This is a genomic window from Amycolatopsis sp. NPDC051371, assembly GCF_040682155.1.
Classification (GTDB): domain Bacteria; phylum Actinomycetota; class Actinomycetes; order Mycobacteriales; family Pseudonocardiaceae; genus Amycolatopsis.
On record NZ_JBFBAG010000002.1, the window covers coordinates 343,573 to 361,658 of the forward strand.

Consider the following 18,086-nt stretch of genomic DNA (forward strand, 5'->3'; position numbering starts at 1 on the left):
ACCGGCGTCGCGGTGCCGGGCTACTCCGTGCAGATCCGCGACGAGGCGGGCGCGGTGATCGACGCCGTCGGCAAGCCGGGTGTCTAACCCTGTTTCTCACTCACGACCAGCCACGGCAGACCGCTCAGCCGCCGCGTTCGCCGCATCTGTGCCGGGGGAGGGATTGCTGTGACCGACGACGTCTGGTGGGCGCGCGAATCCACCGAAGAAGGCCACCTCGTCCCCGGCCCGGGGCCGTCCGGGGTGCAGCCCGAGCTCGTCGACGCGACGCGTGAAGCCGTCCGCGCCGCCGTGCGCGACCGCGTTCCCGGCTACACCCCCGACTGGACCAACCCCGACCGGCAGGACGCCGGCGTCGCGCTCGTCCGGCTCTTCGGCACCCAGGCCGAGCCCGTGCTCGCCCGGGTCAACCGGCTGCCCGAGAAGATCCTCGCCGAGCACCTGAACACCGCGGGCGTGCGCCGCCGCCCGGCCACCGCGGCCGCCGCGCTGCTGGAGTTCACCGTGGCCCCGCCGGACGGCGCGTCGGTGCTCGTCCCCGCCGGCTTCCAGGCCGCCGCGTCCGGCGCCGGCGGCGACATCGTCTACGAGACCGACCAGGACCTCTACGCCACCCCGGCCACCCTGGGCGTGATCGCGGTCCAGCGGGGCGGCGCGCTCGAGCCGGTCCCGCTGGGGCCGAACGGGCCCGGCCGCCCGTTCCCGCCGTTCGGCGCCGAACCCCGGCCGGGCAACGCGCTGTGGCTGGGTCTCGACGGCACCGCGAGCCCGTTCCCCTCGCTGTCGCTGGGCTTCGTGATCGCGGCCGCACCGCCCACGCCCGCGGCCGCCGGCGGCCTCACCCCGCTGCCGCTGGAGCCCCGGCCGTTGCTGCGCTGGGACGTCCTGGACGGCGGCCGGTTCGTCCCCGCCGAAGTCGTCCGCGACGAGACTCAAGGACTGCGGGCCAGCGGCACGATCGAGCTGCGCCTGCCCCGCACCTGGGCACCCGGCCGACCGCCGGCCGCACGCCCGGGCCCGGCGCTGCGCTGGTTGCGGCTGCAGGTTGCGCACGGTCTCTTCACCGTCGCGCCGCCGCTCGTCTCGGGCCTGCGGCTGAACACGGTCGCCGCCACCGCCGCCCACACCATCTTCGACGAGCCCCTGGAACCGATCCAGGACCCCGCGGCACCGGCCGAGCGGCGGCGGCTGCGGCTGAGCCAGGTCCCGATCCTCGCCGGCAGCGTCGTGATCGAGGTCGACGACGACCCGGGTGCCGACCTCTTCGGCACCACCACGGCCGCCTTTCGGGGGGTCCGGGTGGCGGAGCCCCCGGCCCGGGGCGGAGCCCCGGTTGTCACAGAGAACGCGTCGCGGTGGCAGGAGGTCCCGAGCCTCGCCGCGTACGGCCCGGACGACCGCGTGTTCGTCGTCGACTACGACACCGGCGTGGTCACCTTCGGCGACGGCGTCAACGGCGCGCCCGTGCCGCCGGGCTTCCGCAACGTCCGTGCCGTGCGGTACCGGGTCGGCGGCGGCGAAGCGGGCGCGGTGGCGGCCGGCGCGGTCACCGGCGTCGTCACCGCGCGGCCGTTCGTGACCGGCGTGCGCAACCCGTTCCCCGCCACCGGCGGCAGCGACGCCGAGCCGGACGCGGACGTGGTGCGGCGCGGGGTGGGAGAGCTGCGGTCCCGCGGCCGCGCCGTCGCGCCCGCCGACTACGGCCTGCTGGCCCTGCGCGCGCCGGGTGCCTCGGTCGCCCGCGCGAACGGTGTGCCGGGCCTGCACCCGGACTTCGCGGGCGCACCCATCCCGGGCGTCGTCGGCGTCCTCGTGGTGCCGCCGATCGAGGACGGCGGCACCGAGCCGCCCGTGCCCACGGCCGCCACCCTGCGCGCGGTGGCGGATTTCCTGACCCGCGAGGTGGCCCCCGCCGGCGTCACCGTCGTCACCGGCCCGGTCGCGTACCGGCGGATCGTCGTCGAGGCCCGGGTCGTGCTCGACGCCGACCAAGACCGGGCCGCGGTCCTCGCGCGAGCGGCGGACGCGGTGACCACCTACCTGGACCCGGTGCGCGGTGGCGAGACCGGCGGCGGCTGGCCCTTCGGCGGCGCGGTGCGGCACACCCCGCTCGTGCGCCGCCTCCTCGCCGTGGACGGCGTCCTCGCCGTGTCCGGGCTCTCGCTCACCGCCGACGGGCTGCGGCTGCCGCCCTGCACCGACCACGCGATTCCGCCGGACGACCTCGTCTGGCCGGAACGCCCGCTGCTGATCCCGGTGGAGGAGTCATGACCTGCGCGCCTGCCGCCGTCACCTTCCGGCTCCTCGACGACGTCGTCGGGTGGGACGAAACGACGGTGAGCGATGTCGTCGGGTTCACCGAGGAAGCCGGCGTGCGGCTGGCCTACGACGGCGCGTCCCCGGAGGGCCCGACGCGCGCTCAGCTGCTGCCGTGGTTCCCCGACCCGCGTCTCGCGCCGGGCTGCCGGCCGTGCGGCTGGTACCTGCTCGCCGGGAAGCGGTTGCTGCGCCGGGACACGTGCGCCGGCGGCTGGCTGCCCGTCTGGGCCCGCCACTGCGACCCCCGCCTGCTGCACGGACCGACCGCCGTGGCCGCGCGTGGGCACCGGATCGCCGTGGTCGACTCCGGCCGGATCTTCGTCTGGCGCAACGAAGGCGACCACCTCACCGCGGTGATCCGCCATCGCCACGCCAGTGTCGTCGCGCTCGCGCGGGACGAGCAGGTGCTCGTGGCCCGCGCCGGCAGCGACCGGCTCTGGCGGTACGGCCCCGACGGGACCCTGTGCGAGGTCGTCCGGACCCACGTCGACGGCGAGATCGTCGGGATCCGCACCGGCGGCCGCACGATCTGGCTGCTCACCGAGGACCGCGGCCGCTTCCGCGTCTACCGGGGGCCCAAAGAATCCACTTTGGACGAACTGGCGGCCGCGCTGCCGCCGAGCGGTCTCGTCGCCGCGGACGAGGACGGCTTCTGCCTCCGGGAGAAGGGCCCGGACGGCGACGTCACTTCCTGCTACGGCTGGACGGGACAGCCGCGTGAGACACCGGCGCCGGGCACCGGCCGGTTCGTGACGCAGGGAGAATTCACCACCCGCCTGATCGACAGCGGCATCTCGCGCTGCCGCTGGCACCGGGTGCGGGTCGAGGCGGACGTGCCGGCCGGCACGGCGGTGTCCGTGTCGGTCGTGGTGTCCGAGGACGACGAGTTCGCCGAGAGCGACTGGCAGACCGCGCCCGCCGGCGTCACCGACTTCCTCGTCGACCAGCCGCCCGGCCGCCACCTCACCCTGCGCGCCCGCCTGTCCGGCGACTCCGCCGCGACCCCGGTCCTGCACCGGATCCGGCTCGACTTCCCGCGCTCCACCAGCGCGGACCTGCTGCCCGCCGCGTTCCGGCAGGACCCGGCGGCGGACGACTTCACCGAGCGGTTCCTGGCGTTGTTCGACGCGAGCATCGCCGAAATCGACCGCGTCGTCGAGCGCTACCCCGCGCTGCTCGACCCGGCCGGCGTGCCGGACGCCGCGCTGCCGTGGCTGGCCGGGCTGCTCGGCCTGTCGTTCGAGGCCGGCTGGGACGCGGAGACGCGCCGGAAGCTGATCGCCGCGGCGCCCTGCCTGTACCGGCGGCGCGGCACGCCGGGTGCCCTGAAGGAGGCGATCGGCATCGTCTTCGGTGTCACACCGGTGATCGACGAGCTGGCCGGCGACCGCCACTGGGCGCAGGTGCGCGCGACCGCGACCCCGGCGACCGCTCGCGGCCTCGGCTCGGTGCGGCTGTTCGGCCGCTCGTCGTCGCGGCTGCGGCTCGGCACCTCGACGCTGGGCGCGACGCCGCTGCGGGCGTTCGGCGACCCGGACACCGATCCCCTCACCGAGCACGCCCACCGGTTCCGGGTCCTGCTGCCCTCCGGTGCCGCGGACGAGGACGCGGTGCGGCGCCTGGTGGCCCGGCAGGCGCCCGCGCACACGAGGGGATCGGTGCGCGCCGGCGGGACGGGGTTCGTGGTCGGCACGCGGTCGGCGGTCGGGGTGGACACCGCGTTCGTCCCGCTGCCGCCGCCGGTGGTGGGGGTCGCGCGCTTGAACGACGACGGAGTACTGAGACCCGGGCCCCGCGGCGCACGTCGAGGCGTGATCGTCGGCGTGGTGTCCGCGGTCGGGGTCCACACGCGAGTGTCTTGAGAGGACAGAAGAGAGATGACCGAGGCAACGACACAGGAACAGCCCTTCCGCCGGCTGCGGTACTTCCACGGCCAGCTGCTGACCGCCCGCGACTTCCAGCGCGAGCAGGAGTACTTCCGCGAGAAGCTCAAGCTGCGGATGCGCTGCCTGCTCGGCTACGGCGTGGTCTGCGGGCTCCTCGTGGAACCCGCTCCGCCGGCGGACGACAAGGCAGCTTCCGACAAAGAAAGGCACGAACACCAGGCCAAGGTGCACATCACCAGCGGGCTCGGCGTCGACTGCGACGGCAACGAGGTGGTCGTGCCGGGCAGCTGCTCGATCGACCTGTGGGAAGCACTGCACGAGGACGAACGCACCGGCGGGACGGTGTGGGTCGGCGTCGAGTACACCGAGCGCGCGGTCGAACCGACCCGGACCGTGTTCAACTCCGCGTGCGCGGACACCTCGGACTGCGACCACGGCTACACCGAGGAGACCTACTGCGTCCGGGTCACGACGAAGACACCGCCGAAGGACGACCGCTGCGAGACCTGCTGCACCCCGTGCGAGCACAAGGTCTTGTGGCTGGCCAGGATCGACGACGTCGACTTCGGCGAACCGGTCCGCGACCAGATCCACCTGGACGTCCGCCGCTTCTTCGGCCGGCGCGTGCCGACCGTGATCACCGGCGTCAACTGGCGCCACGGCCACACCTACACGGTGAACGAGGCCAAGGAACTGCTCGGCACGCAGAAGAACGCGGGCGGCCTGGTCGTCGAGTTCTCCGACGGCGTCCGCGTCGACAGCCTCCGCCGCGGCGTCGTGGAGATCCAGGTGATCGAAGGCGGCGCCGGCCGCAACGCCGACACCTGGTACATGGGCGGCAAGTTCGAGGAGCCCACCGACAAGGACGGCGAGTTCACCGACCACTTCCGCTATCGCCAGACGACCCGCGAAACGCTGCAGGACGGCGACCGCGTGCTGATCACCGTCCGTGCGGCGTTCATCCTCGACCACTGCTGCCGTCCCGTCGACGGCACCAACGTCGGCGGCCGGGTCCCCTTCCTCGGCCAGGCCCAAGCGGACGCCGAGACGGAGACGGGCCACGGCCACGACCCGAAGCCGGAGCCCGAGCCGACCGGCTGCCTCGTGCCGCCGTCGGGCATCGGGCCGTGGACGTCCGGTACCGGCGCGGGCGGAGACGTCTTCGAAAGCTGGTTCTTCGTCACCGAGGAGCGTTCATGAGCAAGCCTGACTGCGGGTGCGGGTGCGGTGGGGCCCCGGCCTTCCCGGCCGCGTTCGTCCGGCCGCGGTTCTTCGCGGGCCAGCTGCTCACCGAGGACGACCTCGGCCTGCTGACCGACTACGTGGCCGGGAAGGACCGGCTGCACAACCGGATGGTGTCCGGCCCGGGTGTGGTGTGCGGGCTGGAGGTCACGTGCGACTCGTGCGCCGGCGGGACGCTGTCCGTCCACCCGGGGCACGCCCTCGACTGCTGCGGCAACGACATCGTCCTGTCCTGCACGGAAAAGGTCGACGTGCAGGCGCTCGTGCGGGAGCTGCGGGTGTCCTCGCCGGGCGTCGCGTGCGGTGACCCCTGCGACGACGACCAGCGCCACTACGGGCTCTTCGTGCGGTACGAGGAGAGCATGGCCGACCCGGTGGCGCCGTTCGCGACCGAGGAGCCGTGCCCGGCGCCGGGCTGCGTGCCCTCGCGGGTCCAGGAGGGCTTCCGGTTCGTCGTCAAGTGCGACACCGCCGACGACCACCGCTACAACCCGGCCACCAAGCTCCTGGCGCAGATCGGGGACAAGGACGCCTACGAGCGGATCCGGCTGCTGAGCCGGCGGCTGGGGCACTACCTGGACCCGATGTCGGTCGCGGGCTCGCACTCGACCCGGACGATCGAGTTCGCAGACGCCGACGCCGTCCGGTACGCCGACAACCTCCGGCTGCTGCGGGACAGCGGCGAAGGGGTCCCGCAGCCGCCCGCGGCCCGGCAGCAGACCGAGTACGTGCGTGCCCTGGCCAGTGCCATCGCCCGGTACGACACCTACGACGCCGCGGGGCAGAACGACCTGCGTGCCAAGCACGACCTGGGCGAACTCGACACCGCCCGGCAGGTGCTCGGCGCGGCGTGCGACCGGTTGGCCGGGACGGATCCCGAGCGGGTGTGGCCGGACCCGGCGCACCGGGCGGTCGCGCTGGCCGTCGTGGCGGAGGCGAAGAACCGGGTGGCGACCGCCGCTGCCGACGGGGCCATCGAGGTCCGCCTGCTGGCCCAGGGCACCCCGCTGGACAACGTGCTGGAGGCGGAGTTCCGGGCCGATCTCGTGCGGATCCGCGAGTGGCTGCTCGGCCGGCTGGACCGGGTGTCCGGCGTCGCGGACTGCCTGCTGCACGACGACGTGCGCAAGGTCGCCCTCCCGCAGCCGCTGCCCATCCCCGAGCCGGACCCCGCGCACCGCCTGACGGTCGCCGACCTGGGGCTGCTCGCGGACGCGGCCGGGAAGCTGACCACGTGCGTGCGGCGGTTCGTCACCGATGCGGCCTGCTCGACGCTGAACCCGCCGTGCGTGGACTGCGCCGACGACGACGTGCTGCTCGCGCACCTGGAGCTGGACGGCTGCGACGTCGTACGCGTGTGCTCGGCGACGCGGGAGCAGGTGCTGCCGGGTGGCTCGGCGTACGGCGAGTGGCTGCCGAAGCTCTACCAGCTGCGGCACCTCGCCGAGCAGGTGTGCTGTCAGCCGACGCCCGGGTACCGGCCGCCGGGCGTGCCGGAGTCGGGCCCGATCCCGCGTCCGTACGTGTCCGGGTTGCTCGAACAGTGGCGGCAGAGGGGCCCGCTGGAGCACATGTGGGACCTCCTGGTGACCCCGGCGCCGGGGGAAACCGTGCCCAAGCCCGTGCGCGAGCAGGTGTACACGGTGCCGGCCGAGGTGACCGACAGCCTGCAGGAGATGAACGCGCTGCGGGGTCAGGTGAGCGACCTGATCGCGACCGTGGAGGCGTTGCGGGGACAGCTGGAAACCGCGCGGGAGCAGGTTTCGCAAGTCCGGGAGGAACTGCCGGAGCGGCTGTCCGACCGGCTGTCGGAACTGGAGAGCGCGCCCGCCGCGGAACCGGAAGCCGAACCGGAACCGGAACCGAAGGCCCCGGCGCGGCGTCCCCGGTCGTCGTCGAGCCGGAGCGGCGGGGCCACCCGCAAGCCGCGGTCGGGTGAGTCGTCGTGACCGGTCCGCTGCGCCCGGAATTCCACGAAGGGCAGGTGCTCGCCGCCGCGGACCTGGCGGCGACCGTCGCCCACGCCCGCGCGACGGCCGTCCGGCACGCCCGCCTCTCGCACGAGTGGGGCATCGCCGACGGGCTCGCCCTGACGACCGAAAACCGGGCCGACCCGGTGACGGGCGCCCGCTTCGTCGAGGTGAGCGTGCAGCCCGGGCTCGCGGTCGACGGGACCGGCCGGGAGATCGTGGTGCCGGCGCCGGTCGTGCTGTCGGAGGCGGACTTCGAGGCCGTCAACGGCGCCGACGGACCGACACCTGAGCCGTACCCGGTGTTCCTGACGGCCGCGGACCGGGCCCAGCCGGCGACCGGTCCCGCGTCGTGCGCCGGCTCCGCCGGGCCGTCCCGCGTCGAAGAGTCCTTCCAGATCCTCTTCCGGCGACTGGGCGACGAGCGGCTGGTGGCCGACCAGCAGCCGCCCCCGGTGAGCGCGGTACCGGCCGCCCCGCCGGTCCCGTGGCTGGTGCTGCTGGGCTTCGTCCAGTGGACCGCCGGTCACTTCACGGCGGCGGTCCCGAAGGCCCGGGACGTCGGCCTGAAGTTCGCCGGGGTGCGCGCGGACACCGTGTCGGCCCGGTCCGGCTCGCTGTCCCTGCGGACCCAGCCCTCGGCCGGCGAGGGCAAGCCGGCGCTGGTGCTGTCCGGATCGGACGCTCCGACGCTGGTCTACGGGCTGTACAAGGGAACCGGCGACGTCGAACCGCTGATGACGGTGGAGTCCAACGGGAACCTGACCATCGCCGGCAGCTTCTCGGGCCGGATCTCCGCGGGCAGCGTGCTGGCGACTTCCGGCAGCGCGACGGACGGCATGGTGCTCCCGCTGCCCGCCGGGGTGACGCCGGAGGAGGTCGCCGACGGCCGGGTGTCGCTGCACGTGTACGTGACCCCGCGGATTCCGCCGTCCGAGTCGGGACTCACGGTGCCGGCGGAGGCCACTGTGGACGGTGAGCGGCGGGTCCGGTGCCGGTTGCGGTCCTACGACCCGGGCGCGGGGCCGGCGGTCACCGAACAGCCGGGCGCGGTCGACTTCCTGGTCCTGGCGACGGTCGCGGCGACGAGTGGGGGTGGCTGAGGATGAGCGTTTTCGCGGTGTACGAGTCGAGCACCGGAGTCGTGGTGGGTGCGGTCAAGGCGATCGACATCCCGGTGCCGGCGGTGGACGCGCTGGTCGGTGCCGCGCTGCCGGTTCGCGTGGGCGACGCCACGTTGTCGTTGCCGGGCCGGGAACTGGCCGTGCACGAGGCGGACGACCAGCCGGAGGTGTTCACCGACCCGCAGGCGTACGGGGTCACGCCGGTACCGGACCAGCCGCCCAAGCCCGCGCTGACCCGACTGCCGGTGCTCGACGCGCCCACGTTCGACGGCGCCGGGCTGCTCGTCAAGCTGCCGGGGAACCCGGCCCAGGACACCGCCGTGTTCGCGCTGGTCTCCGAGGGGCCGGGGACGCTGCCGCTCACCGGGACCATCACGAAGGACACCGACCACGTGTCGATGCCGGTCACGGTGAGCGCGGGCACGCACGCCGTGCTGCTGCTGGTGGCGGGCTGGGCCGGCCGGCTGGAAGAGGTCGAGAAGCAGTGAGCACCCCCACCGCCGGCGAGATCACCGTGCACCACTGCGCGGTGCGCGTGGTCCGACGCGGTGGGTGGAGCTGGGGGCCCGACCCTCGGGGGCTCGTCCAGCGGGTGCTCGACGCACTGCCCGACCTGCTGACCGCGGAGTTCGGCGAGTACCTCACCGGCGACGGCCCGGACCTGGAGATCACCGAGCCGGTGCGCCTGTCCGTCCGGCCGGCCGCGCGCGGGGGAGGTGGGCTGGTGCCGGCGAGTCTCGTCCTCGAACGGGCGGCGAGTGGGGACCCGTCGCCCGGCTCGATCCCGGCGCCGGTGCTGGTTCCGATGTCGGCCGAACCGTCCACAACGGACACTGTCGCCGAGCTGCCGGCCTTCGTCGCGGACACGCCGGCCGCGCTGTTCGAGGAACTGGCCGAGCGCCACGAGCTGGCCGCGTTGCTCGCCCTGCTCCCGGAGGAGACGGTGCGGCGGTACCTGTCCGCGCTGCTGACCGAGTTCGCCGGGGAGTCGGCTGGTCGGGGCACTCCGGGACCGATCGCCGAGCTGGTGGCGGAACTGACCCGCCGGCTGGCGCTCCCGAAGCCGCCCACGACCCGTGCGGAACTCCTCGAGCTGCTGGGTTCGTCACCCCGGGAAGCCGGCGAACAGGCAACCGCACCCGTCGGCGAGAGAACGTCCGGTGGCGTCGTCCCGAGGGCGGCGGGGGAGACGAGGGTCGCCTCGGTGCTGCCGTTCCTTCTGGCGGGCCCCCTGGCGCGGACCGGCTACCTGGACGCGATCGGCCCGGCACTGTCCGGAGTGGACTTGCTCGGCGACGCTCCGCTGTTCGCCGCAGCCTTGGCGTACAAGGTTCTCGGCGCGCCGCAGCGGGGCTGGCGGCGGGCGCCGGAGGACGACGTCACCGCCGCTACGTTCGCGGGCCTGGATTCCGTGCCGGATTTGACCGCCTTCGCCCGGCAGGTCGGTCCCGCGCTGCCGGTGCTGGACGGCGTGCTGGCGCTGTCCCTGAGCCGCGGCCACGATCCAGCCGGTCCGCTGCTGATCGCGGGGGTCGACGACGGCCTGCTGCTGGTCGACGCCCCCGGCCTCTTCCCGATGGCCTGGACGTCCACAGTGGAGGGTCTGCTGCCGCACTGGGAAGCGTGCGGCCGGCCACCCGTCCTGGTCCGGGACGGTCCGCTGCCGCCGGCGTGCCTTCGGGACCTGGCGGCCGCGGGCGTCCGGTTCCTCACGGACGCGCGCCCGCTGCGTGACGATCCTCTCTCCCGGCTGCGGTCGCGGACTCCCCTGTGGACGACCGGCGGAGTGGAACCCCGGCTGGCGGCCGAACTTCCCGCCGAGCGCCTGGACGAGCTGGTCCGGACCTTGTTCGCCGGCCGCCGGGCGGTGCCCCTGGCCGGGGACCGCGCCCTGGACCACAGCGTCGCGCTCGCGGCGTCGCTGGCGCTGGGCATGATCGCCTGGCAGCTGTGGGGCGGGGAGACGCCGGTCCTGGCCCTGACGAGGTTCGCCGACCTGGAGGCCACGGTGCGGTTCACCCGCGACGCGGTGCGCGTCAAGATCCCCCTGGGCCGCCGGCACGCGGACCTGGGGCGGGGCGGCGCCCTCGCCGACGTGCCGAACGTGGTCTGGCTGGGTGGCCGGACCCTGACCTTCTCCGGTGGCTGAGATGAGCGGACTGGCGGTCGAGCACCTCCGGGTGCGCCTGGCGGAGCTGCACCAGGCGCTGCGGACAGCCGTCGCGCGTCAGTCGGAGGCCGCGGCGTTGCTGACGCGCCCCGACCTGACCCCGTTCTGCGTGACGGACGAGCAGGTCGACGCGTTGCTGGACCGCGTGGACGCGTTCACCGAGGCGATGACCGAGCCGGCGTCGGCGCCGCGCCCGGACCCGGAGTCCGAGCAGCACCTGCGGCGCCTGGCCGCGGCCCGCGGGGTGACGCTCCCGCTGGATGCCCTCTCGACCCGCTACGGCCTGACCCGGGTCGAGCAGGACGCGCTGCTGCTGGTGGCCGCGCCGGAGCTGGACCCGGGCTACGAGCGCGTCTACGCGTACGTGGTGGACAACCTCAATCGGCGGGCGCCGTGCGTGGAGCTGCTGGTCACCGTGGTCGCGGAGGCGCCGGCGGACCGGCTGGCGGTCCGCCGGGCGCTCGGTGCCGCGGGCCGGTTGCGCCGTTACGGCCTGCTGCGGGCGTACGGCGAGGCGCCGAGCGAGCCGGCCCGGGAACTGGCCCTCGGCGGCGGCGTGTTCGAGTACCTGATGGGCTGGGGCGGCGACGTCGGGATCCTCGGCCACGACCCCGGCGAGGTGCCCCGCCCGGAGCGGCAGGTGGCGTCCCCGTACCTGCGGTCGCAGCGGCTGAGCGCCCTCGGCCGCGCGCTGGCCGCGGGCGACGTCGACGTGGTCGGCCTGTGGGGGTGTCCGCCCGACAGCCAGGTCGACGCGGCACAGGCGCTGGCGGCCGCGGCCGGGAAGCCCCTGCGGCGCGCGACCGGGGAGGTGGCGCGGGACCTGCGGACCGCGGCCGCCCTGGACGCGATCCTGTGGCTGCGGACCGACGGCGGCGGCGACTTCGACGAAGCGTGGGTGCGGTCGGGCGTGCCGCTGTGCTTGACGGGCGCGAACCCGTGGCGCCCGCCCGCGCTGCTGGCCGCTCGCACGTACGCGGAGCTGACGATCCCGGCGCCGAACTTCCCGGAGCGCCGGGAGATGTGGTCGTCCGCGTTCCCGGTGCTGGATCCGGCCGTGCTGGCGGACCTGGCCGCGCGCTACCGCATGAGCGGCGGCGAACTCCGCGCGGTGGCCGCGGTCGCCGACGCCGACGCGCGCCTGTCGGGCAACGGCCACCCGATCACCGAGCACGTCGAGCCGGCGATCGCCACGGTGACCCGGGGCCGCACCAGCGGGGTCGTGCAGTCGATCATCCCGCGCCGGGGTCCGGCGGACCTGGTCCTGCCGGACGCCCAGATGAGCCAGATCGCCGAGATCGCGTCGGCGTTCCGCGCGTGGCCCCGCATCGCGGAGTCCTGGGGTTTCGCCCGCAAGACGACGACCGGCGGGGTCAAGGCGTTGTTCACCGGCGAGCCGGGCACGGGCAAGACGATGTCGGCGGAGGTCGTCACCGGGATGCTGGGCCTGGAGCTGCTGAAGGTGGATCTGGCGCAGGTGGTGTCGAAGTGGGTGGGGGAGACGGAGAAGAACATGGAGGAGGTGTTCCGGCAGGCGGAGGACAGCCACGCGGTGCTGCTGTTCGACGAGGCGGACGCCCTGTTCGGCAAGCGCGGCGAGGTCAAGCACGGGACCGACCGGTACGCCAACCTGGAGGTCGGCTATTTGTTGCAGCGCCTCGAAGCGAGCGACGGGTTGATCATCCTGACGAGCAACCTGAAGGAGAACATCGACCCGGCGTTCACCCGGCGGTTCCACTTCGTGGTCCACTTCCCGCGGCCTGGTCTTGCCGAGCGTCGTCGCTTGTGGGAGCTGGCGTTTCCCCCTGAGGCACCTTTGTCGCCGGACGTCGACGTGGACGTGCTGTGCCGCCTGGACATGACGGGAGCGGGTATAGCCTCGGCGGCCCGCACGGCAGCGCTGTCGGCGGCCGACAGTGTCTCTTCTTCGATCGGCATGCGTCACGTGGTGCGGGGTGTTTCGCGGCAGTTCCAGCGCGAGGCGCGGTTGTTCCGCCCGGCCGAGCTGGGCCGGTATGCTGGGCTTCTGACGGAGAACGGGAGTTCGCATGCCTGAGCTGATGCCCCCGCAGACGAAGCCCGCTGTACCGGTCACGGCTCATGAGCTCAGCGTCGCTGCGGCTGGTGACCGGGGTAAGAAGAAGCTGGTGCTGGTGCCGGCGGTGATCGGTAATGCCCAGGCTGCGAAGACGGCTATGGATGGCAGTTCGAAGACGGTGCCTTCGCATTTGGCTTCCACGTTGGCGGCGGGACAGGACCGGGTGGGGAACGCGGCGATCGCCGGGGCGGCGATGCGGGTGGTGCCGATGGTTGTGCCGCACAAGGAAGCCTGCCACGGCTGCTGAGCCGTCACGATTCTACCTTCGTGCCTATGGTCCGATGCCATTGACTCGTTGCGGCTCAGGCGCGTCGGCGTCGAACCACATCTTCGAGGGCCGCCAGAGGCTGGGCGCCCGCAGTCAATGGTCAGCTCGTCGTGACCGGTCACTGGACGGTCTCCGGTGACCTACTCGAGTGACCAGACCTGGTCCTTGCGATCGAAAAGCCGGTAGACGCGCTGGGGATCCTCGTCCAGGGCCTTCCGTAGCTCGTCCTCGGTCACCGCGGAGTGGCCATAGTCGGGAAGCTTGGTGAGCCGGAAGCCGGGGCTGGCAAGTCGTAGAATATTGTCCGCGCGGTAACAGATGAACGGCAGGCCGGCCTCCTGCATGCGGAGGGTCAGTTCCCACTCGCTCCGGTCCGAGGATGTGATGTACATTCCCCGGCCGCGCAACTCGGGCAAGACCTCGTCGTACGACTCGACGGTCAGCGGGTTACCGATGGTGTCGAGGTTCTGCACGTTCCGCAGGCTGAGCAGCGGAGTCAAGTCGGTGACCAAGTTTTGGGAGATGTCGAATTGCATCAAGGACAGGTCGCCCATACCGTCCAGCGACGTCAGGCCACTGTCGGTCACCACCAGGCTCTTCAGGGACGTGAGTCGCGAGATCGTCTTGATGTCGACGGCGTCGCAGCCGAGCACGAAGAGCATCGTGAGCTCCGCGCATCTTTCGATACCGGTCAGGTCACGCGCGTGGTGGATGGTCAGCTCCTTGAGCTTCCGCCACTCGGCGTCCTCGAGTGGCGGTCCGTGCCCGATCGCGGACTCCAGCGCCTTTGCCACGGCGGGGTCGAACGTCTGGCTCATGTTCCTCCATTTCGCTACTTGACCTTCAGCTTTGCTCTCGCTTGCAGGAAGTCCATACGCACGTGGCCGAAGTTGGTCCTCTGCATCTCGCCCAGGCTGTCGATGGTGACGTTGTTCAACCGCTTCGTCTCGAGCTTCAGGCCGGTGGCGTCAACCTTAACCATCTTGTACTCGGCGTTGATCCGAAGCCCGTGCAACGAGGGGTCGATGTGCCCCAGTTTGCCGTTCCACATGAGCTTGCCTGCGTCGAGATTGCTCAGCATGACCTCGGTCAGGAACTGAGCCGGCGTTCCTTCAGGCGTCGACGAGACGAAGTTGTCGAAGAGGGTCTTCAGGCTCTTGTGCCAGAAGTCGTCCCGCCCGTTGAAGATGGGGTTCCCGTCCCTCTCCCAGCCGCCGACGTGTGCCTCGACGGCTCTGTCGCCGACCTCGGTGGAACCCTTCGCCACTTCGATCTTCCAGAACACGAACGCCGTGTACGACCGGAGTTCGTGCTGGAGGGTGACCCAATCCTCGGCGATGTCGCACTTCTTCGGGAGGACCGACTTGGTACGCTGGTCGGCCGCGGCGGTCAGGACATCGCCCAGGTAGCTCGTCGGGATCCATTCGTGCTTGCCCTTGTCGGCGTTGCGGAATTGCGTCTTGATCCATTGCTTCGACGCGCCCTCCGCGTTCCAGATCTCGATGAACTTAGTGTAGTCGACTCCCTCGGAGCTGCCTCCGCGAGCGAGCAGCTTCAGGAACGCGACGACCCCACCGGCCGTCTGGACGGCCTTCAGCAGGTCGGGATCCGCCTTCTCCTTCGACATCGGGAGCGGTTCGAACTCGCCGAACTTCCCCTGCGAGGTGTAGAAGGCCAGTTCCGCGTACTCCGCGTTCTTGTCGCTGGTCTTCGAGAAAGCCACGGCGGCCGGGCGCAGGTCCGACTCGGCCTGCTTGCCGATCGCCCCGACCAGGTCGTGCCGGAACGCGGTGCCCTTCTCGACCTCCGTGTCCCACACGTTCGGCTTGTCGGGCTTGGTTTTGCGCCCCTTGAAGTAGCCCCGGAACACCTTGTCCAGGAAACCTTCGGTCGCCGCCTCCCCTGTGCCCTTCGTCCGGGCGGCACCGAGCACCTGGGGACCAGGCCACAGCTTCGCCTTGTCTAGCTGCGACGCCCACCAGGAGTCGAGAACCTTGGTGATGTAGCTGGCGGCTCGGCCCGGCAGGTGAACCTTGACCGCTTCCTTGCTCTTCTCGTCCTCCTCGGTGAGCGGTCCGGCTGCCGGCGCGTCGATGCCGAGGTCGATTTCGCCGGTGGGGTTCACCGTACCGACGGCCTTCCAGTGGCCGTCCTTGAGCACCGGCTCCAGCGACGTCATGCGGTAGCGCACGCGGATGACCGTGAACACGCCGCGCAGTATCTTCTCCATGACTCCGCCGGTGCGCTTCACGCGCTTGGCCGCGGACCTGGCTGCGGCCAAGCCCTTCTTCAGGCGCTTCTGCTGACCCTCAGGGCTGTCGTCGCCGCCGAACAGCTTCTCCTTGAGCCTGTCCTTGAAGGGCTTGCGCGGCTTGTCCCCGGGCTTCTTTTTGCTGAACTTGTCCTTCAGCTTCTTCGCCAACGCCTTGATCTTGGCCCAGACCTTCTTGGCCAACCCGACGATCTTGTCGATCACCCAGTCAATGGCCTTGTTCACCGGCTTCGCGAGCTTCTGGAAGACCTCCTTGACCTTCCCCGCGATCCCCCCGACCCCAAGAAGTGCAGCCAAAGCCCCGATCAACACCGGAATCGACCGCGCGAGGGCCTTCTCGACGAGACCGGCCACCCCGCCGGCCCCGCCCTTGGCGATCGCGATCACCGCGTCCAGCACGGTGTTGACGAACTCGAGGATCTGCCGCCCGTTCGTCACGATGAACTTGATGATGTCGATGATCATCTTGCAGGCGCGAATGAACGCCGACGCGGGGTTGAACAGTGAAATGATCCACGTGATCCCCGCGATGATGATCGTCGGCAGCAGGAACGACACCAAATTGTCGATCAAGTTCTTCTTCAGGTCGCCGACGCGCGTCTTCAGGTCGTCCCACAGCGCCCGGATGCCGCGTTTTCGCACTTCGAGGATGATCGGGAGCGCGTGTTCGCCCGCCTCGATGGCCGTCATGGCCTCCTTGGGGAGCTTCTTCGCGAGCCGGGCCCGGAGGTTGGCCCACGACAGGCCGATCAAGCTCGCGATCAGCAGCAGGATGCTCACGACGTCGAAGCTCTTCGGCAGCTCGATGCCCGCCGTCGCCGCGGTGCCCAGGAGCCAGGACAACACACCCTGCTGCAGGTGCGTCACGGCGTTGTTCTTGAACTGCTTGAGCCCGCCGCCGACCGCCGACACCAGGTTGCCCAAGAAGCCGATCGGGTCCTTGATGATGGCCATCACGGCCTGCGCGGCCTTGGCGAGCACCCCCAGCAGCATGTCCTTCAGCTCGAGGATCGTCTTGATGACGCCCTTGACCGCGTCCAGCGCCTTGTCGACCAGCCCCTTGTTCTTCTCCTTCTCCACCGCGATCTCGGCGTCGACCGACTTGACGGCGTCGGTGTACTTCGTGGCCAGCGTGTCGACCAGCTCGGTGCTCTTGTCGTCGACGGACTGGGTCAGCTCGTCGAACTTGTCGGCGAAGCCGGCGGCCGCCTCCTTGCCGAGCGCCTTGAGGTCCTTCGGGAGGCTGTCGACCGCTTTCTGCAGCTCCGAACGGCCCGTCGCGATGCGCTGCTTCGCTCTGGTCAGCTCACGGCCGATCGTGTCCGCCACGGCCGAGATGACCCCGCGCATCCGCTTGACGTAGTGGTCCCGGGCCTCGACGAAGATCTGGTTCGCTTCCTCCGGCAGGCCGAACAGCTTGTCGTGGCCCCACTTGACCAGGCCCCACCCGCCGCTGTAACGCTTGTCCTTGTACTCGTCCATCTTCTGCCGGTGTTCGGCGGTGAACGCGTCGCGGGCTTCCTTCTCGCCTTTCGTGAACTGGTCGTCGACGAGTTTGTCGAGGCCCGTGAGAATGCCTTCGACGTCGGTCTTCATGGTGTCGAAGACCTTTTGCAGAATGGCCGTTACCCGAGTCCGCTTTTCCTCGTCGGTGGTCTTGGTGTTCTTCTTGCCGCCGTCGACCTGCCGGCCGGTGCCCACCCGCCGGTTGGTGATCGCGCCCATCGCGGCGGCGCCGAAGTGCTTGGCCTGCGCGGTGGTCTGGCGCAGCTGCTGGGACTCGTTCTTGCGGAGCTCCGGCGGCGTCGCCTCGGAATGCTTCTCCGCGGTCTTCTTGTCCTTCAGGGCCGGGCTGAACGCCGGGTCCGTCGCCATTTGCTTTTCGGTGACCTGGTTGTCGGCCATCTCCTTGTCGACACTCGCCGGGCCCGCGGACAGGTCGGTGGCCGACGGCGGCAGCTTGTCCGGCGTCGCCTTCGCCGGATCGGGCGTGCCCGGCGTGCCCGGCGGGCGGTCGGCCGCCATGGGTACGACCTGCTTGACCTCGGCCGCCGACGTGTCCGGAGGCGCCGCGGTGGTGTCGGCGATCTGCTCGGCCGAGTCCGTCTTGCCCTCGCCGACCTTGCCCTGCACTTCGGCCTTGACCTCGGCCGGTTTCCCGGAGCCGGCGAAGTCGTCGGCCTCCTCGAGGTTCTTCGGTGCCTTCTCGGCGATGGCCTTCTCGACGGCCTTGATGAACGCTTCCTTGTCGAACTCTTTCGGCTTGGCCTCGTTCATCTTCTCGGCGTTGGCCGTCTTGCCCTGCGCCACCTCGTCGTCCTTGGGCGGCACCGAGGCGGCCTGCGCCGACGTCGCTTCCTTGTTCGCCGGGGGATGGGACTTCGCAACCGTGCGCTTCTTCTGCGCGACGTCCTTCTTGAGCACCGCGAACTTCGGGTCCGTGCCCGGACTCCGGGCGAGGCCCGCCGCCACCGCGCCGTTGCCGACCTTGTCCTGCGACTCCTTGCGCGACGGGTCGGCGAGCGGCTTCTTGTCGCCCGCCCGCAACGTCGCCAGCGCCGCGGCGTTCGACGGCGGCAGCGGGTCCGGTTTCCGCTGCGGCGGGCGCTCCTTCACGGCCGCCGGCGCCGTGGTCGTGGCCGGGTCCACCGTCAGCGCGGGGAGCTTCGCGCGAGCCCTCGGTGGCGGCGGCATGGGACGGCTCTCCTCCCGCTACGGGAACCCTGGACAGCGTCGC

At 71.6% G+C, this 18,086-nt stretch carries 11 protein-coding genes; 9 read left to right on the forward strand and 2 right to left on the reverse strand.

Annotated elements, in window-relative coordinates:
* Window positions 1-168 precede the first annotated feature (168 nt).
* Genes AB0M59_RS03865 through AB0M59_RS03905 form a run of 9 tightly spaced genes read left to right on the forward strand, consistent with a single transcriptional unit; the run spans window position 169 to window position 13,056 of the window.
* Complete coding sequence (locus AB0M59_RS03865; protein ID WP_364608065.1) at window positions 169-2,271, forward strand: putative baseplate assembly protein; 2,103 nt, start codon at window positions 169-171, stop codon at window positions 2,269-2,271.
* Complete coding sequence (locus AB0M59_RS03870; RefSeq protein WP_364608068.1) at window positions 2,268-4,181, forward strand: phage tail protein; 1,914 nt, start codon at window positions 2,268-2,270, stop codon at window positions 4,179-4,181. The genes AB0M59_RS03865 and AB0M59_RS03870 overlap by 4 nt, the downstream gene beginning before the upstream one ends.
* Before the next feature lie 15 nt (window positions 4,182-4,196).
* A complete protein-coding gene (locus AB0M59_RS03875) occupies window positions 4,197-5,405 on the forward strand; it encodes a hypothetical protein (RefSeq protein ID WP_364608071.1) in 1,209 nt (402 codons plus the stop codon).
* On the forward strand, window positions 5,402-7,396 hold the full coding sequence (locus tag AB0M59_RS03880; protein ID WP_364608074.1) for a hypothetical protein: 1,995 nt from the start codon (window positions 5,402-5,404) through the stop codon (window positions 7,394-7,396). Before AB0M59_RS03875 ends, AB0M59_RS03880 begins: the two co-directional genes overlap by 4 nt.
* On the forward strand, window positions 7,393-8,520 hold the full coding sequence (locus tag AB0M59_RS03885; RefSeq protein ID WP_364608077.1) for a hypothetical protein: 1,128 nt from the start codon (window positions 7,393-7,395) through the stop codon (window positions 8,518-8,520). The genes AB0M59_RS03880 and AB0M59_RS03885 overlap by 4 nt, the downstream gene beginning before the upstream one ends.
* Window positions 8,521-8,522: 2 nt before the next feature.
* Window positions 8,523-9,029, forward strand: coding sequence for a hypothetical protein (locus AB0M59_RS03890; RefSeq protein ID WP_364608080.1), 507 nt, complete (start codon window positions 8,523-8,525; stop codon window positions 9,027-9,029).
* The gene (locus AB0M59_RS03895) at window positions 9,026-10,690 is read left to right on the forward strand and encodes a hypothetical protein (RefSeq protein WP_364608083.1); all 1,665 of its coding nucleotides are present in this window, start codon (window positions 9,026-9,028) and stop codon (window positions 10,688-10,690) included. The genes AB0M59_RS03890 and AB0M59_RS03895 overlap by 4 nt, the downstream gene beginning before the upstream one ends.
* A gap of 1 nt (window position 10,691) precedes the next feature.
* A complete protein-coding gene (locus AB0M59_RS03900) occupies window positions 10,692-12,767 on the forward strand; it encodes an ATP-binding protein (RefSeq protein WP_364608086.1) in 2,076 nt (691 codons plus the stop codon).
* On the forward strand, window positions 12,760-13,056 hold the full coding sequence (locus AB0M59_RS03905) for a hypothetical protein (protein ID WP_364608089.1): 297 nt from the start codon (window positions 12,760-12,762) through the stop codon (window positions 13,054-13,056). The genes AB0M59_RS03900 and AB0M59_RS03905 overlap by 8 nt, the downstream gene beginning before the upstream one ends.
* A gap of 161 nt (window positions 13,057-13,217) precedes the next feature.
* Here AB0M59_RS03905 and AB0M59_RS03910 read toward each other — a convergent pair whose 3' ends face one another.
* Window positions 13,218-13,895 (reverse strand): hypothetical protein, encoded by a 678-nt coding sequence (locus tag AB0M59_RS03910; protein ID WP_364608092.1) that lies wholly within the window; start codon window positions 13,893-13,895, stop codon window positions 13,218-13,220.
* Between the two features lie 14 nt (window positions 13,896-13,909).
* Window positions 13,910-18,043, reverse strand: a complete 4,134-nt coding sequence (locus AB0M59_RS03915) for a hypothetical protein (protein WP_364608098.1) — start codon at window positions 18,041-18,043, stop codon at window positions 13,910-13,912.
* Between the last annotated feature and the right edge of the window lie 43 nt (window positions 18,044-18,086).